Origin of the sequence: Rhodococcus sp. BP-316 (genome assembly GCF_019836105.1) — a bacterium.
In the GTDB taxonomy this organism is placed as follows: domain Bacteria; phylum Actinomycetota; class Actinomycetes; order Mycobacteriales; family Mycobacteriaceae; genus Rhodococcoides.
Window position 1 is genome coordinate 26,815 of the sequence record NZ_JABUEE010000012.1, and the last position, 23,743, is coordinate 50,557.

The window sequence follows — 23,743 nt, forward strand, 5'->3', positions numbered from 1 at the left end:
GGGACCGTAAACTGGCCGCTCGTGAGCCGTATCCCGAATGTCCTCGCCCACCGTTACGCCAGTCCCGACATGGCCCGTCTGTGGTCACCCGAGCACAAGATCGTGCTCGAGCGTCAGCTGTGGATCGCTGTGCTGCGAGCGCAGGCCGATCTCGGTGTCGACGTCCCGGCGGAGGCCATCGCGGACTACGAGCGAGTGGCCGACCGGGTCGATCTCGAGTCGATCGCGGATCGAGAGCGGGTCACTCGTCACGACGTGAAGGCGCGGATCGAGGAGTTCAACGCCCTTGCCGGCCACGAGCACGTGCACAAGGGTCTGACCAGCCGCGATCTGACGGAGAACGTCGAGCAGCTGCAGATCCTGCGGTCGATGGAACACGTGTACGGGCACGGCGTGGCTGTCGCGGCGCGTCTGGCCGAGCGCGCGGCCGAGTACACCGAGGTGGTCATGGCCGGCCGCAGCCACAACGTCGCGGCGCAGGCCACGACGCTGGGCAAGCGGTTCGCGTCGGCTGCCGACGAGCTGATGGTGGCGTTGACCCGGCTCCGGGAGCTGATCGACCGGTACCCGCTGCGCGGCATCAAGGGTCCGATGGGGACGGCCCAGGACATGCTCGATCTGCTCGGCGGCGATGCCAACAAGCTCGAGACCCTCGAACGCGCGGTGGCGCAGCATCTCGGTTTCGCCCACGTCTTCACGAGTGTCGGCCAGGTCTACCCTCGTTCTCTCGACCACGACGTGGTGTCGGCGCTGGTGCAGGTGGGTGCGGCGCAGTCCTCCTTCGCCCACACGGTGCGTCTGATGGCCGGACACGAGCTGGTGACCGAGGGTTTCCAGCCGGGTCAGGTGGGCTCGTCGGCCATGCCGCACAAGATGAACACCCGGTCCTGCGAACGCGTCAACGGCCTGCAGGTGATCCTGCGCGGCTACGGGTCCATGGCCGCGGAGCTGGCCGGCGCACAGTGGAACGAGGGCGACGTCTTCTGTTCCGTCGTGCGTCGTGTCGCGCTGCCGGACGCATTCTTCGCCATCGACGGGATGATGGAGACCTTCCTGACCGTGCTCGCAGAGTTCGGTGCCTATCCCGCGGTGATCGCCCGCGAGCTCGATCGCTATCTGCCCTTCCTGGCGACGACCAAGGTGCTCATGGCCGCCGTCCGCGCAGGCGTCGGTCGGGAGACCGCCCACGAGGCCATCAAGGAGCATGCCGTGGCCGTCGCTCTCGCGATGCGGGAGCAGGGGAGGGAACCGGACCTCCTCGACCGACTCGCGGCCGACGAGCGGTTGCCGCTCGACCGCGCGGCACTCGACACGGCGCTGGCGGATCGGTCGGCGTTCATCGGCGCCGCGCACGCGCAGGTCGCTGCGGTCGTCGCCGCGGTGCAGACACTGGTCGACGCGAACCCGGAGGCGGCTCGGTACACACCGGCTCCCATTCTGTGATGTGAACCGTGACGACGGGGCGGTCTCCCGGTGGAAGTGACGGCCGTCAGACCCTACGGTTCGTCATGTGAGCAAAGTTGTCGTCATCGGAACGGGTTACCTGGGCGCCACGCACGCTGCGTGCATGGCCGAGATCGGACACGACGTCCTCGGGGTCGATGTCGACCCGAGCAAGCTGGCCAAGCTCGAGGCGGGGGAGGTGCCCTTCTGGGAGCCCGGGCTCGAGGACGTGTTGCAGCGCAACATCGCAGCGGGCCGCCTGCGCTTCACCGCGTCGTACGCGGACGCTGCAGCGTTCGGTGACATCTTCTTCCTCGCGGTGGGCACGCCGCAGAAGAAGGGCGAGTACGCCGCCGACGTGACGTACGTGAACTCGGTGGTGGAGAACCTCGCACCGCTGATCACCGGACCCGCTGTCCTCTTCGGCAAGTCCACGGTCCCCGTGGGCACGGCGGAGCGACTCGGCACGATGGCCCATGCGCTCTCGCCGGCAGGCGAGGACCTCGAGGTGGCCTGGAACCCGGAGTTCCTGCGCGAGGGTCACGCCGTGGAGGACACGCTGCACCCGGACCGGCTGGTGCTCGGGGTCGACAGGAACCGTCCTCGGCGCGCGGAGGAGGTCGCGCGCGAGGTCTACGCGCCCCTGCTCGCCGAGGGGATCCCCTTCATCGTGACCGATCTGGCCACCGCCGAATTGGTCAAGACGTCGGCCAACGCATTTCTCGCGACGAAGATCTCGTTCATCAACGCTATTTCCGAGGTCTGTGACGCGGCAGGCGCCGATATCACCGTTCTGGCCGATGCAATCGGTCACGACGATCGAATCGGACGCAAATTTCTCAACGCCGGGATCGGTTTCGGTGGCGGTTGCCTGCCCAAGGACATTCGCGCATTCATGGCCCGTGCCGGTGAGTTGGGAGCCGACCAGGCGCTGACCTTCCTGCGCGAGGTCGACAACATCAACATGCGTCGCCGCACCGGCATGGTCGAGGTCGTGCGCGACACCGTGGGAACTCTGCTGGGAGCTCAGGTCGCGGTGCTGGGTGCAGCCTTCAAGCCCGACTCCGACGACGTCCGCGATTCACCGGCACTCAATGTCGCTGGCCAACTGCAACTTCAGGGTGCCGGTGTGACCGTGTACGACCCGAAGGCCAACGACAACTCACGCGCGCTGTTCCCCACGCTGGGGTACGCGAGCTCTGCGCTGGAGGCGTGCGCGAAGGCCGACGTGGTACTCGTGCTCACCGAATGGCGTGAATTCCGCGAGCTGGTTCCCGCCGATCTGGAGGGCGTGGTGCGAGAACGCAGAATCATCGACGGACGCAATTGCCTCGACGTGAATATGTGGCGTTCTGCCGGGTGGCACTATCGCGGTCTCGGACGACCCTGAGTCCGACGAAACGACAGTCGACAACGCCATTGATACACTCCTGCCGAATATCGGTCCGAGAACGAGCAGAGGATTGTCGTGTCGAATGAGCTCGGTGGAACCACGACGGCACGGCGACGGCGGGTCCCGATCTGGGTGTGGATCGTGGCCGTCGTCCTCCTGGCTCTGGTCGCGTGGTTCGGGTGGACCGTCTACACGGCGTACAAGGGGCTGAGCTCCGCCCGTGACGATGCACTCGCGGCACGGTCGGCGATCCTGGCCGGCAACGCGGACGAGGGTCGTGAGCGCGTCGCGGACGCGACCGCCGCGTCGACAGATGCGCTGGATGCGACCGAGTCGCCCATCTGGAAGGCCGTCGCCGCCATTCCGGGTGTGGGCTCCCCTCTCGATGTCGTGGGTCCGCTCACCGGACTCGTCCACGACCTCACGACCGAGGTCCTGCAGCCCGCGGTCGACGTCGGTGCGGTGCTGAACCCGAGTGAACTGCGCGCCGACGACGGCACGATCGATCTGGGTGCGCTGCGCGAGGCGTCGCCGACCCTCGAGCAGGTGTCCGCCTCGGCGACCGCACTGAACCAGCGCGCGGAGTCCATCGACACCGACAGTTATCTACCGCAGGTCACCGAGGCCGGTGATTCGCTGAAGGCGCAGTTGAACGATCTGTCCGGGCTGCTCACCAACACCAGCCTGGCGTCGAAGATCCTCCCGGACATGCTCGGCGAGAACTCACCCAAGAGCTACTTCCTGGCGTTCCAGACCAATGCCGAGTCGCGCGGTACCGGCGGGCTCATGGGTGGATTCGCCATCATCGACGCGGACCGGGGCAAGATCTCGCTCGACGCACTGGCGAAGAACAGCGAGCTCGGTGCCCTCTACGACCCGATCGATCTGGGGCCCGACTTCGCCAAGGCGTACGGCAACCAGTACAACGCGACGGCCAACTGGCAGAACGCGAACGTGAGTCCTCACTTCCCGTACACGGGGGAGATCCTCCGGTCGATCTGGCAGCAGGAGTCCGGTCAGTCCGTCGACGGTGTGTTGGCGACCGACCCGGTCGCGCTGAGTTACATCCTCGGCGTGGTCGGCCCGGTGACTCTCGCCGACGGCGAGCAGGTCACGTCGGACAACGTGGTGAACCTGACGCAGTCGGAGGCGTACTTCCGCTTCGCCGACGACAACCTCGCGCGCAAGGACTACCTGCAGCAGATCGCGGCCCGCGTCTTCTCCAAGGTGGAGGGCAGAATCAACGATCCTGCGGGACTTCTCGACGCCATCGGACGTGGCGTCAGCGAGGGCCACACCGCCGTCTGGAGCGCGGACCCCGCGATCCAGAGTGTGCTCTCCGGAACCAAGATCGCGCACGAGGTGCCGGACGATCCCGCGCCGTACGCCGCGCTGGTGGTCAACAACGGTGCCGGTGGCAAGCTCGACTACTACCTCGAGCGAGACATCACCTACACCGCGACGTCCTGCGAGGGGGACACCCGGACGACCCAGATCACCGCCTCCGTGACCAACACGGCTCCGCCGCAGGAGTATCCGACGTACATCGCCGGACGTCAGAACGAGACGACCGCGTACGAGGGTCCCCCCGGAACCAATCGATCGGTGGTGTCGGTCTTCACGACGACGGGATCGACGCTGACGAAGGCGTCGATCGATGGGCAGCAGGTGTTCGTGCTCACCGGGCAGGAACGGGGCCATCCGTTCTTCTACACGCCGTTCGTCGTCGAGCCGGGGCAGACCAAGACCCTCGTCCTCGACCTCGTGGAGCCGACGGCGCCGGGTGCTGCGCGGGTGCCGCTCCAGCCTGCGACGCTCCCCGGCACCGCCACCGTCGACGTGCCGGACTGCTCGGGATCCTGACGCGGCTCTCGTGAGATCGTGACGCGCTGGTCACAGCTGTCTGTGACCGGCCCCATTGCACTCCACCGCCAGGCATGGTTAGGCTCGCCTTACAGTCGCTCGATTTCCCCGAGCGTGCCGCAGGCGAGGAGGTCCGATGTCGACAGCGTTCGAACTCGACGCCGCGACGCTCGATGCGGAACCCGGCTTCTATCCGGCGTCGGTGCTGTCCACGACGGCGATCTCACCCAGCATGGTGCGCATCGTTCTCGGCGGCCCGTGGGTGGAACGGTACGTCGGCGTCGAGGCACCGGACGAGTGCGTGACCGTGTACTTCCCGCCCGCCGTCGACGACGTCCTGCCGCCGATGACCTGCTGTAAGGGCGTGTGGGGCTACCACGACGCGGCGACGCGGCCGGAGTGCCGCAACTACACCGTCCGCATGCGCGACGACGACACGCTGACCATCGACTTCGTCCTGCACGAGAGCGGCGTCGCGTCTGACTGGGCGCGGCTGGCGCGCCCGGGCCACAGCGTCGTCCTCTCGCGCCCCCGCTCCTGGTACCGGTGTCCCGAGGACGCCGCGTGGCAACTGCTCGTGGCGGACCAGACGGGTCTGCCGGCCATCGCCCGAGCACTCGAGCAGGCACCTGCCGGGCTGCGGACCCACGTCGTGCTCGAGGTCCTCGACCCCGCCGACATCCAGTCGTTCGACACGGCGGCGGACGTCACCGTCGACTGGCGCGTGGGTACCGGCAACGGTGTGATGCCGAGTGTTCTCCCCGATGCGGTCGCGTCGTACGAGCGTCCCGCGGGCTCCGGATACGTGTGGTTCGCCGGTGAGGCGGGCGCGTCCCGCGCGGTGCGCTCCCACGTGCGCAAGCAGTGGGGCATGAGCACCCGTGAGTGCTCGGTCATCGGATACTGGCGCGAGCGCGCCGAGGAGTGGCTGGCCTCCTACAAGCGGTACGAGGCGATGGCACTCGCGGGCTACAAGCGCGCTCTGCGCGAGGGCAAGTCGGAAGCGCAGGCGCAGGAGGAGTTCGAGGCACTCCTCGACCGCGTCGGCCTCTAGCTCTTCTCGGGATCGGCGATACGGCCACCGGGCATCGCGAGCGCGGCGATCAGCAGCAGGACCGCTCCGCCGATCACCGTGTAGAACACGATGTGCAGACCGTCGCCGAGTTCGGCCGGCGATGCGTCGTCCCCGACGGTGGCATTGACGATGGCCCCGCACACCGCGATGCCGACGGCGCTGCCGAGGTTGCGGGCGAACGTGTTGGTGGAGGTGACCACTCCGCGCTCGGACCAGTCGACACTCGACTGCGCCGCGATGAGCGCAGGGCCCGCGATCAGCCCCATCCCGGCTCCGATCACGAGGCACCCGACGCAGATCTCCCACACCGACGACGTCGTGGTCCATCCCAGTGTGAGCAGCGAACCGGCCGTGACGATCGACCCACCGATGACCGCGGTGCGCCGGAACCCGATGCGCAGATACACCCGACCCGACTGTGACGACATCAGCGGCCACGACAGCAGGAGCGGTGCGAGGGTGAAGCCGCCCGCCAGTGCGCTCAGCCCCAGTACGCCCTGGACGAACGTCGGGACGTACGTGGTGAGCGTGAGCACGACGGCGCCGATGACAGCGCCCACGGCGCTCGTGGCGACCAGGACGCGTCGCGTCAGCACCCACAGTGGCAGCACGGGGGACGCGACGCGTCTCTCGACGAGCACGAAGGCGGCGAGCCCGGCCACTCCGACGGCGAAGACCGCGACACTCGCTCCCGACGTCCACGCCCACGACTGACCACCCTCGAGCAGCCCGAGGATGAGGGCGCCCGCGCCGACGGTGAGCAGCGCGGCGCCCACGTAGTCGATGCTCTGCCGCGTCGACGGCCTCGCCGTCTCGTCGAACTTGCGGATCAGCATCACCGCCGCGACCAGGCACAGCGGGATGTTGACGAAGAAGATCCAGCGCCACGAGAGGAACTCGGAGAAGATGCCGCCGAGACTGGGACCCACGATGGACGACATCGCCCACACGCTGGCCAGATAGCCCTGCGCCTTCGCGCGCTCGCGCACGGTGTAGATGTCGCCGGCGATCGTCTGCACCATCGGTTGGATCGCGCCCGCGCCGATGCCCTGGATCGCCCGGGCGACGATGAGGGCGGGCATGCTCCAGGCGATCCCGCACAGCACCGAGCCGATCGCGAAGACGGCGATGCCGAACAGGACGAGACGCTTGCGGCCGAAGAGATCCGCCAGCTTGCCGTAGACCGGCACGGTGACGGCCTGTGCGAGCAGGTAGATCGAGAAGAGCCACGGGAACTGAGAGAAGCCGCCCAGGTCGTCGACGATGGTGAGGACGGACGTGGCGATGATCGTCGAGTCGAGGGCGACGAGCGAGTTGCAGAGCATCAGCGCCGCCAGGATCGGGCCTCGTTCGGACCGGAATCCGACCTGCACCCTGTCCGTCGTCGTCACCCGCAACACTCCTTCGTTCGCCTCGGTACCGAGGGTCCCTCCGAACACTGCCAGACACCGCCACCACCGCGATGCGTGGCACGACTACGCTCGAACGTCGTGCGCCCCTCTCTCTCGCAGTATCCCCATCTGGCGGCCGGCAAGGTCCGCGACCTGTATCGCATCGACGACGACCATCTGCTCCTGGTGGCGAGCGACCGCATCTCCGCGTACGACCACGTGCTGTCGACACCCATTCCTGACAAGGGTCGCGTGCTCACCGCGATGAGCGTGTTCTTCTTCGACACTCTCGGCGTGCGAGATCACCTCGCCGGAGACGCGGAGGATCCGCGGATCCCGCAGGAGGTGCTCGGCCGCGCGCTGGTGGTGCGCGCGCTGCGCATGGCACCGGTCGAGTGTGTCGCCCGTGGCTACCTCACCGGGTCCGGGCTGCTCGACTATCGGGAGACGGGTGCGGTGTGCGGCGTTCCGCTCCCGGACGGTCTCACCGAGGCGAGCAAGCTCCCGGAGCCGATCTTCACCCCCGCCAGCAAGGCGGCGATCGGCGATCACGACGAGAACATCGACTTCGATTCCGTGGTCGCCCTGGTCGGAGCCGACACGGCGGACAAGCTGCGCTCGGCGACGCTCGACATCTACGCGCGCGCCGCGGAGTTCGCCGCCGGACGCGGAATCATCCTCGCCGACACCAAGTTCGAGTTCGGTGTCGACGAAGACGGCGAGGTGGTCCTCGCCGACGAGGTGCTGACTCCCGACTCGTCCCGGTACTGGCCGCTCGACGGCTACACCGAGGGGCAGGCGCAGCCGAGTTTCGACAAGCAGTTCGTCCGGGACTGGCTGACCGGTGAGTCCGGATGGGACCGCCACGGCGACGCACCGCCCCCGCCGCTGCCCGACGACATCGCCGACCGCACCCGGTCGCGTTACGTCGAGGCGTACGAACGACTCTCGGGTCTCTCCTTCGACGATTGGGTACGACCGTGACCGACATGCAGACGCACGACGCACAGCAGACGACACCACCGATCGCCAAGACCGTTCCGCACACGCGCACCCACCACGGTGACGTCGTCGTGGACCCGTACGAGTGGTTGCGGGAGAAGTCGGATCCCGAGGTCGTCGCGTACCTCGAGGCGGAGAACGCCTACACCGAGTCGCAGACGGCCCACCTGGAGCCGCTGCGCACGGCGATCTTCGACGAGATCAAGTCGCGCACACAGGAGACCGATCTGTCGGTGCCCACGCGCCGCGGACTCTGGTGGTACTACGGGCGCACGCTGGAGGGCAAGAGTTACGGCATGCAGTGCCGCTGCCCGGTCGCCTCGGTGGACGACTGGACGCCGCCCGCGCTCGAACCGGGTGTCGAGGTCCCCGGCGAGGAGATCGTCCTCGACGCCAACGTGCTGGCAGAAGGACACGATTTCTTCTCGCTCGGCGCATTCTCCCTGAGCGACGACGGACACCTGCTCGCGTACTCCGTCGACACCGCCGGCGACGAGCGGTACACGTTGCGCATCAAGGATCTTCGTACCGGAGAGCTGTTCCCGGACGAGATCGAGCAGACCGCTCCCGGAGCGACCTGGTCCGCCGATCAGCAGTACCTCTTCTATCAGACCGTGGACGACTCGTGGCGTCCGGACAAGGTGTGGCGACACCGGATCGGGTCGCCCACGTCCGAGGACGTGGTGGTCTTCCACGAGCCGGACGAGTCCTACTGGGTCAGTTTCGGATCCACGCGCAGCGAGAAGTACCTCGTGATCTGGGTGGGGTCGAAGGTCACCACCGAGGGCTGGTACCTCGACGCGCAGGATCCGACGGGCGAGTTCCACGTGATCCTGCCGCGCAGGGACGGCGTCGAGTACAGCGCGGAGCACGCCGTGGTCGCGGGCCGCGACCGGTTCCTGATCCTGCACAACGACGTCGTCGACGGAGTGAAGGCGGAGAACTTCGTCCTGGCCGACGCGCCGGTGGAGGACCCGTCGGACATGACGATTCTCCTGGAGCACGCCGACGACGTGCGGCTCGAGGACGTCGACGCGTTCGCGCACCACCTGGTGCTGTCGTACCGCCGGGAAGCCGTGCCGCGCATGGCCTTGTGGCCACTGCTCGAGAGCGGCTACGGCGAGCGTCACGAGCTCGAGTTCGACGAGGAACTGTTCTCGGTGGGTCTCGGCTCGAATCCGGAGTGGGACGCACCGCTGCTGCGTTTCGGCTACACCTCGTTCATCACGCCCTCGCGTGTCTACGACTACGACCTGGCGTCCGGCGAGCGCATCCTGCGCAAGTCGCAGCCGGTGCTCGGCGATTTCGACCCGACGCGGTACACCCAGACCAGGGAGTGGGCGACGGCGGAGGACGGCACGCGAGTGCCGCTCTCGGTGATCAAGCGCGTCGACGTCGAGGTGTCCGAGGGTGGCGCGCCGACGCTGCTGTACGGGTACGGCTCGTACGAGGCGAGCATGGACCCGGGCTTCTCGGTGTCGAGACTGTCCCTGCTCGATCGGGGCATCGTGTTCGTCATCGCGCACGTGCGCGGCGGCGGGGAGATGGGCCGCCTCTGGTACGAGGACGGCAAGATGCTGCACAAGAAGAACACGTTCACCGACTTCGTCTCGTGCGCACGGCATCTGATCGACACCGGGGTGACGTCTCCCGATCGTCTGGTGGCCGACGGTGGCAGCGCGGGCGGGCTCCTCATGGGAGCGGTGGCCAACCTCGCACCCGAACTGTTCGCGGGCATCCTCGCCAACGTGCCGTTCGTGGATCCGCTCACGTCCATTCTCGACCCGTCGTTGCCGCTCACGGTGATCGAGTGGGACGAGTGGGGAAACCCGCTGGAGGACAAGGACGTCTACGACTACATGAAGTCGTACAGCCCGTACGAGAACGTGGCGGAGAAGGACTACCCGGCCGTCCTGGCCATCACCTCGATCAACGACACGCGCGTGCTCTACGTCGAACCCGCGAAGTGGATCGCCGCTCTGCGGGTGAAGAACACCGGCAGCGAGCCGATTCTGCTGAAGACCGAGATGAGTGCCGGGCACGGCGGGGTCAGCGGGCGATACGAGAAGTGGAAGGAGATCGCCTTCGAGTACGCGTGGGTGATCGAACGCACGGGTGCGATTGCCACGGGTGGCCGCGATACGGCAAGCTGACGGCGTTCGCCGGGGGGTGGACTGCAGCGAATGACGGTCGGGGGCCGCAGTGAGTGAACGTCGTGATGTCGAGTTCGTGTCCGGGGACGCCACCTGTGCGGCGTGGCTGTACCGTCCGGACACACCGAGCGAGCGGCAGCCGATCGTCGTCCTGGCCCACGGTCTGGGCGGTGTCCGCGAGATGCGGCTCGACGCGTACGCCGAACGGTTCACCGCTGCCGGCTACGCGTGCCTGGTGTTCGACTACCGCCACTTCGGCGCCAGTGGCGGCGAGCCACGGCAGCTCCTCGACATCGGGCTCCAACTCGAGGACTGGGCGTCGGCCATCGCGTACGCCCGCACGATCGACGGGATCGATCCGACCCGAGTGGTGCTGTGGGGGTCCTCGTTCGGCGGTGGCCACGTCCTCGAGGCCGCCGCTCGGGACGGCCGGGTCGCCGCGGTGATCTCCCAGTGCCCGTTCACCGACGGGCTCGCGTCGGCCCTGGCCACGCCGCTGAGCACGACGCTCAGGATCACCCCGCTCGCCGTCCGGGACATCGTCGGATCGCTCCGGGGCAAGCCTCCCGTGATGGTGCCGCTCGCCGCGGAACACCGTGGTGTCGCACTGATGGCCAGCACCGATGCACTCGACGGGTACCTCGGTCTGCAGCCCCCCGGTTCCGCCTTCTCCAACGAGGTGGCGGCTCGGTTCGCACTCGCCATCACCCGGTACTTCCCCGGCCGGGCGGCGAAGAAGATCACCGCGCCGGTGCTGTTCTGCGTGTGCGATCCGGACACCGTCGCACCGACGAAGGCGACCCTGCGCCATGCGGCGAAGGCGCCTCGCGGACAGATCGAGGTGTACCCGTACGGCCACTTCGAGATCTATGTCGGCGACCCGTTCGAGCACGTGGTGGCCGATCAGATCGCGTTCCTGGAGCGCACGGTCCCGCTGGGCTGACTCACCGCCAGCGGTACCGCACCTGGGGCCGTCCGGCCCTGCCGTACTCGGTGTGCCGCTCGACGAGCCCGTCGTCGGCGAGCCGTTCGAGATAGCGCCACGCCGTCACCCGGGAGACGCCGACGGCCTTGGCTGCCTCGGAGGCCCCGAGTCCCTCGGGCTGTGCCCGCACGCTGTTCGAGATCTCGGTGAGTGTCGCCGGAGCGATGCCCTTGGGGGAGGCGGCGCGCTCGTCCGCGGTGCGCAGAGAGGCCATGGCGCGGTCGATGTCGCGTTGACTCACCGCCGACTCGCCGTCGCGCAGGGCGCTGCGAAACTCGCCGTACCGTTCCAGCTTGTCCCGGAACGCCGCGAAGGTGAAGGGCTTGAGCAGGTACAGCACCACCCCGTGCGCGACGGCGTTGCGCACGACGGCGAGGTCGCGCTCGGAGGTGATGGCGATGACGTCGGGTCCGGGGCGCAGTCCACCGAGTGCGGCGGCGACGTCGATGCCGTTGGCGTCCGGCAGCCCGATGTCGAGCAGGACCAGATCGAACGGCGACCCGTCGGCGATGGCCTTGGACGCCGCGCGCATGGCGCCCGACGCGGTGTGCACCATCGCACCCACGGTGAAGCCGGGGACACGACCGACGTAGCTCGAATGGGCTTCCGCGATCAGGGGTTCGTCCTCGACGATCAGCACGCGGATGGTGGTGTCGTCGGGACCGGGTGCCTCACTCATGCGGGATGCTCGCGGTGACGACCGATCCGTAGGTCGTCTCCGACGTCAGGGTCCCGTGATGGCGTTCGACCACCTGGGTGACCAGCGCGAGACCGAGGCCCCGCGAGCCGGACTTGGTGGAGTAACCGCGGGTCCGTGCTCTCGCCAGGGCGTCCGCGTCCATTCCCGGTCCACTGTCCGCCACCTGGATCACGAGGTCCGTCTCGCTCTCGCGCACGGTCACCTCCACCCACGGCTCGTCCGACTGCTTCGCTGCATCGATCGCATTGTCTATCAAATTTCCGGCGAGAGTGACCAATTCGCGTCGGTCGAAGGACTCGGTGTCGGTGAGGGCGGTGTCCTCGGTGACCGTGAGCTCGACGCCCTGCTCGGCGGCCTGGCTCACCTTGCCCAGCAACAGTGCTGCGACCGCGGGTTCCTGCACCGTGCTCATGAGCCGGTCGATGAGGTTCTGCGACAGCTCGAGTTCCTGGGTGGCGAACTCGACCGCCTGCTCGGTGCGGCCGAGTTCGACCATCGTGATGACGGTGTGGAGACGGTTCGCCGACTCGTGCGCTTGCGAGCGCAGCGACTCGGCGAAGGACGTCATCGAGTCGAGTTCGCCCATGACACGCTGCAATTCGGTGTGATCGCGCAGCACGGTCACCGTGCCGAGCCGGCGGGACCCGTGCAGGACGGGGTCCTGGGTCACCACGAGGACACGCGTCGTCGTCAGGTGCATCTCGTCGCGAACGGCGGTGTCGCCCAGTCCGCGCAGCGATTCCGGAAGGCGCTCGCGCGTCACGGGACCCTCGGGCAGGTCCAGCAGCCGCCGCGCCTCGTCGTTGACCAGCTCCGCCTCCGAGTCGTCGCCCCACACCACCAGCCCCTCGCCGATGGAGTGCAGGACGGCGTCGTGGTGCTCGTACATGCTGCGCAGCTCGTCGGGCGCGAGCCCGAGGGTCTGACGACTGAGCCGCCGATTGAGTAGATACGACGCCGCGAGGGCCACGCCGAGTGCCGCCGCGATGATGCCGAGGACTGCCGGGAGCCCGGCGACGAACTGACTGGAGATCTTCTGGCGGGTGACCCCGGCGGAGACGAGCCCCACGACGCGGCCGTCGTCGAGCACGGGCGTGACGGCGCGGATCGACGGTCCCAGAGATCCGCGGTACGTCTCGGTGAACGTCTCGCCGGCGAGCGCCCGGTCGATCGTGCCCGTGAACTGCCCGCCGATCAGCTCGGTGGTGGTGTGGGTGAAACGCGTGCGGTCGGGCGACATGACGACGATGAAGTCCATCCCCGTCGCGATGCGCACGCGCTCGGTCACCGGTTGCAGCGCGGCTGTGGGATCCGCACTCGCGAGTGCGGTCACCGTGGACGGGGCAGTCGCGATCGAGACGGCGATGTCGACGACCTCCCGGCGGATGCTCTCGTCGCTGTCCCGGCGGGCGTCGACGAGGGCGAGAGCGCCGCCGAGCGTCACGAGGAGCACCACGACCGCGAGCTGGCCGACGAGGAGCTGCCGCGCCACACTGCGGCGACGCCGGGTGTTCGTGCTGCTCACGGGGTTCCTCCGGGTTCGACTGTTCTGCTCACGACGTGCGCGTGACCGCTGTACACATGAACGAAATGAACTCATTGGTGACTCGGGTCACGCTCATGGACCACCATTCCATTCAGACAAGCGTGATCCACCTCACGCCACGATCGTAAGGACAACCATGACCGCCAGCATCGACGCCGAACCGTACGACGCGACCCCGCCGCCCAAGAAGAAGCGGGACAAGACCCACTGGCTCTACATCGCCGTGATCATCGCCGTTATCGGCGGTGTCATCGTCGGTCTCGTCGCACCCGAGGTCGGGTCGAGCCTCGGCGTGCTGGGCACCATGTTCGTCGATCTGATCAAGATGATGATCAGCCCGGTCATCTTCTGCACCATCGTGCTCGGCATCGGGTCGGTCAAGGCCGCGGCCAGCGTCGGCAAGGTCGGCGGCCTCGCCCTCGGTTACTTCATCACGATGTCCACCTTCGCCCTCGCCATCGGCATGGTGGTCGGCAACCTGATCCAGCCGGGAACCGGCCTGAACATCGAGCCGAACTCCGGCGCTGTCGGCAAGCTCGTCGAGACCGCGGAAGGTGCCGGCGGCACGCTCGACTTCATCCAGGGAATCATCCCGACGTCGCTGCTGTCGTCGCTCACCGAGGGCAGCGTGCTGCAGACCCTCTTCGTCGCGCTGCTCGTCGGCTTCGGCCTGCAGGCCATGGGCAAGCAGGGTGAGGGCATCCTCCGCGGCATCGGCTCGATCCAGAAGCTCGTCTTCCGCATCCTGGCCGGCATCCTGTGGCTCGCCCCGATCGGTGCCTTCGGCGCCATCGCCAAGGTCGTCGGTGACACCGGCTTCGAGGCCGTGGTCCAGCTGGCCACCCTCATGCTGGCCTTCTACCTGACCTGCACCATCTTCGTCTTCGGCATCCTCGGCACGATCCTGCGCTTCGTCTCCGGCGTCTCGATCTTCAAGCTGGTCAAGTACCTGGCCCGTGAGTACCTGCTCATCGTCGCCACCTCGTCCTCCGAGTCGGCCCTGCCGCGCCTCATCGCCAAGATGGAGCACGTCGGAGTGCAGCGCACCACGGTCGGCGTCGTCGTCCCCACCGGCTACTCCTTCAACCTCGACGGCACCGCGATCTACCTGACGATGGCCTCGATCTTCATCGCCGACGCCATGGGCAACCCGCTCGGACTCGGCGAGCAGATCTCGCTGCTCGTCTTCATGATCATCGCCAGCAAGGGCGCGGCCGGCGTCTCCGGCGCCGGACTCGCCACGCTCGCCGGTGGTCTGCAGAGCCACCGCCCCGAGCTGCTCGACGGCATCGGCCTCATCGTCGGCATCGACCGGTTCATGTCCGAGGCTCGCGCCGTCACCAACTTCTCGGGCAACGCCGTCGCCACGATGCTGGTCGGCACCTGGACGAAGACCATCGACAACGAGCGCGTCAAGGACGTCCTCGGTGGCAAGCTCCCGTTCGACGAGACCACGATGGTGGACGACGGACACGGAGAGGCCCGCGATCCGGAAGCCAAGCCCGACCTCGTGAAGAACTAGCACCGCGCGCACCGACCGAGAGCGGGCGCATCCTCCACACAGGGAGGGTGCGCCCGCTCTCGTGCTCACGGGTTACCGGCCGGTACTGTGAGCCCATGACAGAACTGCAGAACGTCGGCATCAGCACTCTCGGCGGCGCTCCCACCTCGCTCGAGGAGTACAGCGGCCGCGCGGTGCTCGTGGTCAACGTCGCCTCGAAGTGTGGCCTGACCCCGCAGTACACGACGCTCGAGAAGCTGGCCCGCGAGTACGCGGACCGCGGACTCTCGGTCGTGGGCGTTCCCTGCAACCAGTTCGGTGGCCAGGAGCCCGGCTCGGCCGAGGAGATCGAGACGTTCTGCTCCACGACGTACGACGTCACCTTCCCGCTGATGGAGAAGGTCGACGTCAACGGCGAGAACAGGCACCCGCTCTACGAGATCCTGACGCAGACCGCGGACTCCGAGGGGAACGCGGGAGACGTGCAGTGGAACTTCGAGAAGTTCCTCGTCTCGCCGGACGGCGAGGTCGTGGGCCGATTCCGCCCCCGCACCGAACCGGACGCCCCCGAGGTTCTCGCGGCGATCGACAAGGTGCTGCCCGTTCCGACTCTCTGACGTCGCCCTGCGTTCACGCGGGACGAGACCGTCGTACACCTCGGTGTGCGACGGTTTCTTCATGAGTGCACGTCTGATCGTGTCCGTGTCCGGTATCCGCGACGAGACCCGCGACGCCGCCGCCGAGTTCGCCGCGGAGATGGATCGCCGCGACATCGAGTTGTCGCTTCTCGTGGCCCCGCGGTTGAAGGACAAGTACCGCCTCACGCGCGACACCGAGACGCAGGACTGGCTGCGCATGCGCCGCGATCACGGAGACGCACTGGTCCTGCACGGATACGACCAGGCGGCCACCAAGCGGCGTCGTGCCGAGTTCGCGACCCTCCCGGCTCACGAGGCGCAGCTGCGGTTGCGCGCCGCGGACCGGGTCATGGAGGAGATCGGCATGCGCACCCGCGTGTTCGCACCGCCCCGCTGGGTAGCCTCACCGGGTGCGGTGTCCGCCCTTCCCACGGTCGGGTTCCGTGTCTTCGCCGGGCTCGCCGGCATCCAGGACCTCGAGCGGGGCACCACGGTGCGCGGTCGGGTCCACGGTATCGGTGAGGGCTTCGGCACCGGATCCGGTGGCTACGTCTGGGAGCCCGGGTCCACGGAACCGTGGTGGTGCCGCGCGCTCGTCATGGGTGCCGGCCGTACGGCTCGCCGCGGCGGCGTGGTGCGACTGTCGGTGAGCGCCAAGCAGCTCGGCCGTCCGGGCCCCCGTGCCGCCATGCTCGACGCGGTGGACCTGGCGCGCTTCCACGGTGCGACGTCGGCCCGCTACGAGTGGGTTCCGCGCTCACGCACCGCTGTCGCCTGACCCGGCCGCGACCTGCGCGTCGTACAGGTCGTAGGGATCCGCGATCGGCATCCCGAGGGCCTCGGACAGGGACTCCGCCGACCAGCTCGTTCCCTCGTCATCGGTGTCCACGGCGCCGTCCGAGGTGAGGTTCGACCGGAAGATCCCCGCGGCGGACGCGGGTAGGAAGTCCTCGTAGACAACGGGTTCGAGCCCGTCCGGCGTGCGAAGGTAGTAGGCCAGTCCGCGCTCCGCCATCTCCTGATCGGTGCCGGGGAAGTGCTGCGCCCACTCCCGGGCAGCGGCCTCGTCGGAGAGGCCGTCCACCCGCGCCATCGCGGTGTCGTACACCTCCCGGCCGCGGCGGGTGAGGGCGACGCCCCGTGCCTCCACCTCACCGAAGCGGACGCGGAGCCGATCGGAGAACGTGGCACCGGACGCGTCGCGAAAGAGTCGAGGTTCGGCGAGAGCTCGGAACGATGTCTGGCGCAACAGTACCGGCGCGGTCCACCGAGGGGGTCCCTGGATCCGGTCGATCATCTCGATACCGCGCTCGGCCATGCGGCGGTACAGGTCGTCGATGTCGAGCACCCGCGGCGTCAGGTGGTTGATGTGCGTCGACGACACCCCGCCGATGTCCGCGGCCACCGAGGACACGGCTTCGAGCTCGTCGTACCAGGCGCGATCGACGGGCTCCGTGCCGAGTTCGAAGACGGCGACGGCGCCGTCGACGAGCGTGGTGGCCTCCGGTTCCGGTAACCCGCCGTCCTCGGCGGCACGGACCGCGAGGCGCACCAGGTCGGGCGGGACGAGCGTGCGCGCCTCGAGTGCGGTCGAGAGTCGCTGCTCCAGATCGGCGGTGAAGAATCTGCGGTCGTCGACGACGAGCATGGAGCAGAACACCCGGAACGGGTTGCGGGCCAGCTCGATCGAGTCCACGGGCCGGAACGCCGTGGACACCACCGGTATCGGGGTGGCGGCGTCACGCAGATCGTAGAAGCCGACGGGGTGCATGCCGAACCCCCCGAACAGTCGTGCCACGTCGCGCAACTCGGCGACGGTCCCCACCCGGACGGCTCCGTGCCGTTCCGCCGTGACGCGGTGGAGGGTGCCGAGGCGCTCGGCCTCGGCACCCTCGCGAGCCACCACGTCCGCGTTCACCGCGGTCGCCACCTCCACCAGCGTCGTGTACGCCGGGACCTCACGGCCGTACATCGCCGAGAGGGCGACTGCGAAACGAGCGCGGAGATCGGACGCCGGGATCATGCGACGACGCTATCGCTGTCCGACCCGTTCCGGCACCCGGACGGCCACCAGGATGTCGTCGGAGACGTGGGGGGTTCCGGGTGCTGCCTCCACCAGTCGTGGACGCGTCTCGTCGACCGTGACGGTCCACTCGGCGGGGTCGAGGGACTCGGCGACGGAGTGGGGGCTGTGGAAGTCCGACGGATCGAACCCTGCCCAGCGGTGTCCGGGCGACGGGGTGTGGCCGACCATGAGCAGCGTCCCGCCGGGAGCGACGGTGTCGACGAGGCGCGCGAGCCCGTCCGCCGGCCCGGACCGCAGGATGCCGAAGTAGTGCAGCGTCAGCAGATCCGTGGAGTGCGGCGGCAGCGGGTCGGTCAGCAGGTCCCTGGCCAGCCACGTCACACCGTCGTGCAGTCCGCGTGCCCGCTCGACGGCCACCTCGGAGATGTCGACGCCGGTGACGGTCCAGCCGCGTTCCGCCAGCCACACGGCGTCGGCGCCCTCACCCGATCCGACGTCGACGGCGCGCCCGGGGGAGAGGTGCTCCGCGTACTGGACCAGTGTCGGGTTGGGATTGCCGCTCCACCGCTTGTCCGACTCCCGGTACAACTCGTCCCAGAAGTGCCCGTCCAGTGTCGGCCGGGGGCGCCCTGCCTGGACCGCCTGGTCGAACTCCTCGGCGACGAGGTTCGCGTTGACGTGAGCGCCGGCGAGGGCTCCCTGCGCGGTGGAGGCGATGACCGTGGCCGACGGGTCGGTGACGTTGCCCGCCGCCCACACTCCCGCCACGGTGGTGGCTCCGAAGGAATCGACCTCGACGACGTCGCCGAGTCTGGTCGCGTGCGGCACTGTGGTGAGGCCGAGCGACCCGAGAAGTTCACTGCGAGCGGTGAAGCGCAGTCCCACGGCGAGAGCGTCGACCGCGACCTCGGTCCCGTCGGCCAACCCGACCGCACGGAGGCGATCCTCCCCGGTGAGCACCGAGGTGATCTTTTTCTCGACGATCTCGATGCCGCGCGCGGTGAATTTCTCGCGATCCTCGTCCGCCAGAGGTCCGCCGTCGGTGAAGAAGGTCAGGTTCTCTGTCCACTGCCGCCACATCGAGGCGTGATGGATGCTGAACGGCCCGGTGCTCAGGACGCCGATGCGGTGATCCTGGATCTCCCACCCGTCGCAGTAGGGGCACTGCACGACGTCCCGACCCCAGCGTTCCGCCAGACCGTCGACGGGCGGGAGCAGATCGGTGAGTCCGGTCGTCACCACGATGCGCCGCGCCGAGAAGGCGCGTCCGTCGTCCGTGGTCGCGGAGAAGTGCCCGACGTGACCGCCGAGTGCGGTGACCGTGGCGTCGACGATCGTGACGTCGTATCGCTCGAGGTCGGCTCGGCCGTTCTTCAGGTAGTCGAGCGGCGAGGTGTGGTCCCGACCCAGCACGCCGTGCATGTGCGAGGCAGGTGCGTTGCGAGGAGTTCCGTTGTCCAGAACCAGGACTCGCCTACGGGCACGGCCGAGCATGAGTGCGGCGGACAGTCCGGCGGACCCGCCGCCGAGGACGATGACGTCGGCGTCGACGTGGTGGTGTGAGGTCATGCGGACACTGTGCGCCAAAGTCTGCGGATTTGACAAACTTATTTGCCGAAACTGCAATATGAGGTATGGACGACTTCGACGGTGTGATCAGTGCGATCGGTCCGCGCCTGCGCGCTCTCCGCGTCGCGGCGGACGTGACCCTGGCCGCGGTGTCCGAACGCACGGGCATCCCGGTGAGCACGCTCTCCCGGCTCGAATCGGGGCAACGCAAGCCCAGCCTCGAGCTGTTGCTGCCGTTGGCCAAGGTGTACGACGTTCCCTTGGACGACATCGTCGACGCCCCCGAGACCGGAGATCCGCGGGTGCAGTTCACGCCGGTCACGACGAACGGCGTCACCGTCGTCCCGCTGACGCGCCGGGCGGGCGGGTTGCAGGCGTTCAAGCAGATCGTCCCCGGAGATCGCTACGAGGAGAACCCGCGGTTGGGGTCTCACGAGGGTTATCACTGGATATACGTGCTGAACGGGAAGCTACGACTCATCCTGGGCGACAAGGACCTGGTGCTGGGTCCGGGTGAGGTGGCCGAATTCGACACTCACCTTCCGCACTGGTTCGGCAGCGCCGACCGCCGGCCCGTCGAGTACCTGGGAATCTTCGGACCGCAGGGCGAACGGATGCACGTGAAGGCGACGTATTCGGGGCGCTGAGGACCTTCGTGGTCAGGGGATGTGCAGGAGGCGCCCGACGACCTCGCCCATCAGTTGCGGGGGCACGATGCCCGGCTGGGCGAGTTCCTCGACGGCCAGACCGTTGCTGAGCGCCAGGATGACGAACGTGACCCACTCCGCGGGAACGTGCAACGTCGCTCCGGAGCTCTCGGTGACGCTGACGACGGCGTCGGTGACCGCCGCCCGGAGCTGCGCCCTGTGCTCGGCGAAGCGGGCACCCACCTCGGGATCGCGAAGGGCCCTCGACCAGTAGTCCATGAACAGCAGATGCCAGTCGCGATTGTTCGAGATCGCCTCCGTGAGACGGGTACTCAGCACCCGCTGGGCTTCCCGCAGGTCGGAGGGGAGCTCGGCGAGCAGGTCGACCGACATCCGGGCCCGACCGAGCACCTGCCGGTCCATCAGCTCGTAGAACAGCCCCTCCTTGGAGCCGAAGTTCGAGTAGACCGCGCCCTTGGTGAACCCGGCCTGCTCGGCGATGGCGTCGAGCGTGGCGTCGGCGTACCCGCGTCGACCGAACTCCGTCATCGCGGACGCGATGATCCGCTCGCGAACCTCGCTGCGAGGCGGGCGCGTGGTCGGCTCGGTGATGTTCACTCGGGAAGAGTACCGCTCGATACCGACGGTATCGAAAACTCGGATCGCCGTATACGGTGAGGTCATGGGGATACGAGAGTGCGATGTCGTCGTGGTCGGTGCGGGTCTCGCAGGACTGGTCGCGACAGCGGAACTGGTCGAGGCGGGCAAGCGCGTGATCCTGCTCGATCAGGAGAACGAGGCGAACCTCGGCGGCCAGGCGTTCTGGTCGTTCGGCGGGCTGTTCCTCGTGGACAGCCCGGAGCAGCGTCGTCTCGGCGTCAAGGACTCCTACGAACTCGCCCTGCAGGACTGGATGGGATCAGCCGGCTTCGACCGTCCCGAGGACGAGTGGCCTCGCCAGTGGGCCGAGGCCTACGTCGCGTTCGCGGCGGGGGAGAAGCGCTCCTGGTTGCGCGAGCGCGGCTGGAAGATCTTCCCGGTCGTCGGGTGGGCCGAACGCGGCGGCTACGGCCCCACCGGCCACGGCAACTCCGTGCCGCGATTCCATCTCACCTGGGGTACCGGGCCGGGACTGGTGGAGATCTTCGAACGCATCGTGCGGGACGGTATCGACCGCGGCAGCGTGATCCCTGCCTTCCGGCACCGGGTCGACGAGGTGGTGGTCACCGACGGTGTCGCGACCGGTGTACGCGGCGCCGTCCTGGAGCCGACCGACGTCGCCCGCGGCGTGACGTCCTCCCGCACCGTGGTGGGGGACTTCGAGATCCGGGCCGGCGCGGTGCTGGTGACCTCCGGCGGTATCGGCGGCAACTGGGACCTGGTGCAAAAGAACTGGCCGAAGCGCATGGGCCGCACCCCTTCTCACATGCTCTCGGGTGTACCGGCGCACGTCGACGGTCGGATGCTGGAGATCTCGCGTGCCGCGGGCGGGAACATCATCAACGAGGACCGCATGTGGCACTACACGGAGGGCATCACCAACTGGGACTCCGTGTGGCCGAACCACGGCATCCGCATCCTGCCGGGTCCGTCGTCGCTGTGGCTCGACGCGTCGGGTCAGCAGCTACCGGCGCCGCTGTTCCCCGGCTTCGACACGCTCGGCACTCTCGAACACATCGTGTCGACGGGACACGACTACACGTGGTTCCTCCTCGATCAGAAGATCATCGAGAAGGAGTTCGGACTCTCCGGTCAGGAGCAGAATCCGGATCTCACCGGCCGCGATCTGCGCAAGCTTCTCGAGCGAGTCCGTCCCGGCGCACCCGGCCCCGTCGAGGCCTTCAAGCAGAAGGGCGTCGACTTCGTCGTCGCCGACACGGTGGCCGAACTGGTCGCCGGTATGAACAAGATCGGTGACGTCACGCTCGACGCCGCCGACGTGGAGAAGTTGGTCGTCGCGCGAGATCGTGAGATGGACAACGACTTCAGCAAGGACCTCTCGGTCTCGGCGATCCACGCGGCGCGCAACTACCGAGGCGATCGCCTGGCGCGCATCGCCACACCGCACAAGCTGCTCGACGAGACCGGGCGTGCCGCAGCGGGTCCGCTGATCGCCGTCAAGCTGCACCTTCTGACGCGAAAGTCGCTGGGCGGGTTGCAGACCGACCTGAACTCCCGGGTGCTCCGAGCTGACGGCACGCCGTTCCCGGGGCTCTACGCGGCCGGCGAGGTCGCCGGCTTCGGTGGCGGCGGTGTGCACGGGTACCGCTCGCTCGAAGGCACATTCCTCGGGGGGTGCATCTTCTCCGGACGTGCCGCGGGACGCGCCCTGCGGCGCTAGGTGTACTGCAGCCGGGGAGTTATCCCAGCGCCCACTGCACGTTCACCGAGACGCTGACGGTCTGCTGCCCCGGCTCGATCGGCACCGCGGACGAGGCCGAGCTTCTGTCGAAGCTGGGCGCCGACTCCTGGCCGGTGATGTTCTCGGTGATCGACAGGACCTTGCCGAGATCGCTTCCCGCCAGGGACGCGTACTGCTCGGCTCGGTCGCGAGCGTCCGCGAATGCCCGTGACCGAGCGTCGGCGATGAGGTCGGAATCGTCGTCGATGCGGAAGGACACGCCGGACACTCGTGTGGCGTTCCCACCTGCGCGGGTGGCGTCGCCCAGCACCGCCGACGCTCGCGACAGGTCGCGCACGGTCACACCGAGGATGTTCGACGCCCGGTAGCCGGAGATCGTGGAGGTTCCGCCCCCGAACCCGTCGGCATACTGCGGGTCGATGGACACCTGGCGGGTCTGGATGTCCGCGCGGTCGACTCCGGCAGCGGCGATCGCTTCGGTCACCGCAGTCACCGCGGTGTTCGCCTCGTCGATCGCCGTCGTCACGTCGTCCGCCGTCGTCTGGACACCGATCTGAGCGGTGAGAGTGTCCGGGGTGCCCTGGATCTCGCCGACCCCGGACACGGAGATCCCCGGCGGTGTGTCGGTGGCCGACGCACCGGACTCCCCGGTCCCGCATGCCGCGGTCGCCGCCACGACGGCCAGCAGGGCGGCAGATCCGATGACCTTCGAAGTACTCCTGGTCCACGTCATCGGGTCAGTGTCCACGACGGTCCGGGAATGTCTAGAGCGACGTGCCCGTCTCCTCCTCCAGGGCGCGTAACTCCGTCCCTTCGCCCGCGAGGCCTGACAGCATGCCGTAGTAGATGCCGCGCGCGTCCGGCGCGACGATGGCCTGGTGGATGGGAACGGCCAGTCGCGGAGAGACGGCGCGGAGGAAGTCGATGCCCTCGCCGATCTTCATCCACGGGGCCGCTGCCGGAAGTGCCAGCACGTCGATCTCCACGTCGGGAACGAACAGTGAGTCGCCGGGATGCATCAGCTGCCCGGGCTGTTCCGGCGTGCCGAGGAGATACGCGATGTTGTCGATCAGCGGGATGTCCGGGTGGATCGTCGCGTGCGTGCCGCCCGCGCCCGTCACCTGCACGCCCCCGATGGAGAAGACGTCTCCCGCGTTCACGGCGGTCCACCGATCCCCGAGCTGGTCGGCCGTCTGCGGGTCCGCGTACAGCGCCGCGTCGGGGTTGGCCTCGAGGAGCGCCGGCAACCGATCGGTGTCGACGTGGTCAGCATGCTGGTGCGTGATCAGGATGGCGTCGAGGCCGGTGATGCCCTCGAACCCGTGAGAGAAGGCGCCGGGGTCGAACAGCACCGTCGATCCCGCCATCGACACCTGAATGCACGAATGTCCGAAGTGAGTCAGCTCCATGGTTCCCCAGTATGCGCCGGATTCGTGGAGCGGTTCGGGA

The 23,743-nt window shown here is 68.2% G+C and carries 20 protein-coding genes; 12 read left to right on the plus strand and 8 right to left on the minus strand.

Annotated elements, in window-relative coordinates; all coding sequences use genetic code 11:
* The first annotated feature begins 21 nt into the window (after positions 1-21).
* The 4 genes from purB (at position 22) to HQ312_RS20190 (ending at position 5,753) form a co-directional block, all read left to right on the plus strand.
* Entirely contained in the window at positions 22-1,443 is a 1,422-nt protein-coding gene (gene purB, locus HQ312_RS20175) for an adenylosuccinate lyase (protein WP_222641076.1), read from the plus strand.
* Between the two features lie 67 nt (positions 1,444-1,510).
* Positions 1,511-2,833: a UDP-glucose/GDP-mannose dehydrogenase family protein gene (locus HQ312_RS20180; protein ID WP_222641079.1), complete on the plus strand. Its 1,323-nt coding sequence runs from the start codon at positions 1,511-1,513 to the stop codon at positions 2,831-2,833.
* Positions 2,834-2,911: 78 nt separating this feature from the next.
* Positions 2,912-4,699 carry a DUF4012 domain-containing protein gene (locus HQ312_RS22270; protein WP_222641081.1) on the plus strand — a complete coding sequence of 596 codons (1,788 nt, stop codon included), beginning with the start codon at positions 2,912-2,914 and terminating at the stop codon, positions 4,697-4,699.
* Between the two features lie 136 nt (positions 4,700-4,835).
* On the plus strand, positions 4,836-5,753 hold the full coding sequence (locus HQ312_RS20190) for a siderophore-interacting protein (RefSeq protein WP_222641083.1): 918 nt from the start codon (positions 4,836-4,838) through the stop codon (positions 5,751-5,753).
* On the opposite strand, the gene HQ312_RS20195 is transcribed toward HQ312_RS20190, so the two are convergent.
* Positions 5,750-7,165 (minus strand): MDR family MFS transporter, encoded by a 1,416-nt coding sequence (locus tag HQ312_RS20195; RefSeq protein ID WP_308115567.1) that lies wholly within the window; start codon positions 7,163-7,165, stop codon positions 5,750-5,752. The two genes, HQ312_RS20190 and HQ312_RS20195, sit on opposite strands and share 4 nt — an antisense overlap.
* A 99-nt stretch (positions 7,166-7,264) precedes the next feature.
* Here HQ312_RS20195 and HQ312_RS20200 point away from each other — a divergent pair, with 99 nt between their 5' ends.
* From HQ312_RS20200 to HQ312_RS20210, 3 genes are read left to right on the plus strand one after another with little or no spacing between them, the layout of a single operon-like run.
* Positions 7,265-8,149: a phosphoribosylaminoimidazolesuccinocarboxamide synthase gene (locus HQ312_RS20200; RefSeq protein WP_222641085.1), complete on the plus strand. Its 885-nt coding sequence runs from the start codon at positions 7,265-7,267 to the stop codon at positions 8,147-8,149.
* A gap of 5 nt (positions 8,150-8,154) precedes the next feature.
* The gene (locus HQ312_RS20205) at positions 8,155-10,320 is read left to right on the plus strand and encodes a S9 family peptidase (protein ID WP_222641087.1); all 2,166 of its coding nucleotides are present in this window, start codon (positions 8,155-8,157) and stop codon (positions 10,318-10,320) included.
* A gap of 49 nt (positions 10,321-10,369) precedes the next feature.
* Positions 10,370-11,263 (plus strand): alpha/beta hydrolase, encoded by an 894-nt coding sequence (locus HQ312_RS20210; RefSeq protein WP_222641088.1) that lies wholly within the window; start codon positions 10,370-10,372, stop codon positions 11,261-11,263.
* A 1-nt stretch (position 11,264) separates the two neighbouring features.
* Here HQ312_RS20210 and HQ312_RS20215 read toward each other — a convergent pair whose 3' ends face one another.
* Together HQ312_RS20215 and HQ312_RS20220 are read right to left on the minus strand one after the other, a co-directional pair.
* Positions 11,265-11,984 (minus strand): response regulator, encoded by a 720-nt coding sequence (locus tag HQ312_RS20215; protein ID WP_037184018.1) that lies wholly within the window; start codon positions 11,982-11,984, stop codon positions 11,265-11,267.
* Positions 11,977-13,530 (minus strand): sensor histidine kinase, encoded by a 1,554-nt coding sequence (locus HQ312_RS20220; RefSeq protein WP_027504311.1) that lies wholly within the window; start codon positions 13,528-13,530, stop codon positions 11,977-11,979. Before HQ312_RS20220 ends, HQ312_RS20215 begins: the two co-directional genes overlap by 8 nt.
* A 157-nt stretch (positions 13,531-13,687) precedes the next feature.
* Between HQ312_RS20220 and HQ312_RS20225 the strand changes: the two genes are divergently transcribed.
* The 3 genes from HQ312_RS20225 to HQ312_RS20235 all read left to right on the plus strand — a co-directional run bounded on the left by HQ312_RS20225 (position 13,688) and on the right by HQ312_RS20235 (position 16,468).
* Entirely contained in the window at positions 13,688-15,073 is a 1,386-nt protein-coding gene (locus HQ312_RS20225; RefSeq protein ID WP_222627095.1) for a cation:dicarboxylate symporter family transporter, read from the plus strand.
* 95 nt (positions 15,074-15,168) lie between these two features.
* Positions 15,169-15,669: a glutathione peroxidase gene (locus tag HQ312_RS20230; protein WP_027504309.1), complete on the plus strand. Its 501-nt coding sequence runs from the start codon at positions 15,169-15,171 to the stop codon at positions 15,667-15,669.
* Between the two features lie 61 nt (positions 15,670-15,730).
* Entirely contained in the window at positions 15,731-16,468 is a 738-nt protein-coding gene (locus HQ312_RS20235; protein ID WP_027504308.1) for a DUF2334 domain-containing protein, read from the plus strand.
* On the opposite strand, the gene HQ312_RS20240 is transcribed toward HQ312_RS20235, so the two are convergent.
* On the minus strand, positions 16,448-17,713 hold the full coding sequence (locus HQ312_RS20240; RefSeq protein WP_222641090.1) for a VOC family protein: 1,266 nt from the start codon (positions 17,711-17,713) through the stop codon (positions 16,448-16,450). The two genes, HQ312_RS20235 and HQ312_RS20240, sit on opposite strands and share 21 nt — an antisense overlap.
* 9 nt (positions 17,714-17,722) lie before the next feature.
* Positions 17,723-19,285, minus strand: a complete 1,563-nt coding sequence (locus tag HQ312_RS20245; RefSeq protein ID WP_222641092.1) for a bifunctional NAD(P)/FAD-dependent oxidoreductase/class I SAM-dependent methyltransferase — start codon at positions 19,283-19,285, stop codon at positions 17,723-17,725.
* Between the two features lie 65 nt (positions 19,286-19,350).
* Between HQ312_RS20245 and HQ312_RS20250 the strand changes: the two genes are divergently transcribed.
* Positions 19,351-19,932, plus strand: a complete 582-nt coding sequence (locus HQ312_RS20250) for a helix-turn-helix domain-containing protein (RefSeq protein WP_222627893.1) — start codon at positions 19,351-19,353, stop codon at positions 19,930-19,932.
* A 12-nt stretch (positions 19,933-19,944) separates the two neighbouring features.
* On the opposite strand, the gene HQ312_RS20255 is transcribed toward HQ312_RS20250, so the two are convergent.
* On the minus strand, positions 19,945-20,550 hold the full coding sequence (locus HQ312_RS20255) for a TetR/AcrR family transcriptional regulator (protein ID WP_222641095.1): 606 nt from the start codon (positions 20,548-20,550) through the stop codon (positions 19,945-19,947).
* On the opposite strand from HQ312_RS20255, the gene HQ312_RS20260 reads away from it, so the two are divergent.
* Positions 20,543-22,273, plus strand: a complete 1,731-nt coding sequence (locus tag HQ312_RS20260; RefSeq protein WP_222641097.1) for an FAD-binding dehydrogenase — start codon at positions 20,543-20,545, stop codon at positions 22,271-22,273. The two genes, HQ312_RS20255 and HQ312_RS20260, sit on opposite strands and share 8 nt — an antisense overlap.
* Positions 22,274-22,292: 19 nt before the next feature.
* Here HQ312_RS20260 and HQ312_RS20265 read toward each other — a convergent pair whose 3' ends face one another.
* Together HQ312_RS20265 and HQ312_RS20270 are read right to left on the minus strand one after the other, a co-directional pair.
* The gene (locus HQ312_RS20265; RefSeq protein WP_222641106.1) at positions 22,293-23,027 is read right to left on the minus strand and encodes an SIMPL domain-containing protein; all 735 of its coding nucleotides are present in this window, start codon (positions 23,025-23,027) and stop codon (positions 22,293-22,295) included.
* 31 nt (positions 23,028-23,058) lie between these two features.
* Positions 23,059-23,703 (minus strand): MBL fold metallo-hydrolase, encoded by a 645-nt coding sequence (locus HQ312_RS20270; RefSeq protein ID WP_222641114.1) that lies wholly within the window; start codon positions 23,701-23,703, stop codon positions 23,059-23,061.
* Positions 23,704-23,743: the final 40 nt, after the last annotated feature.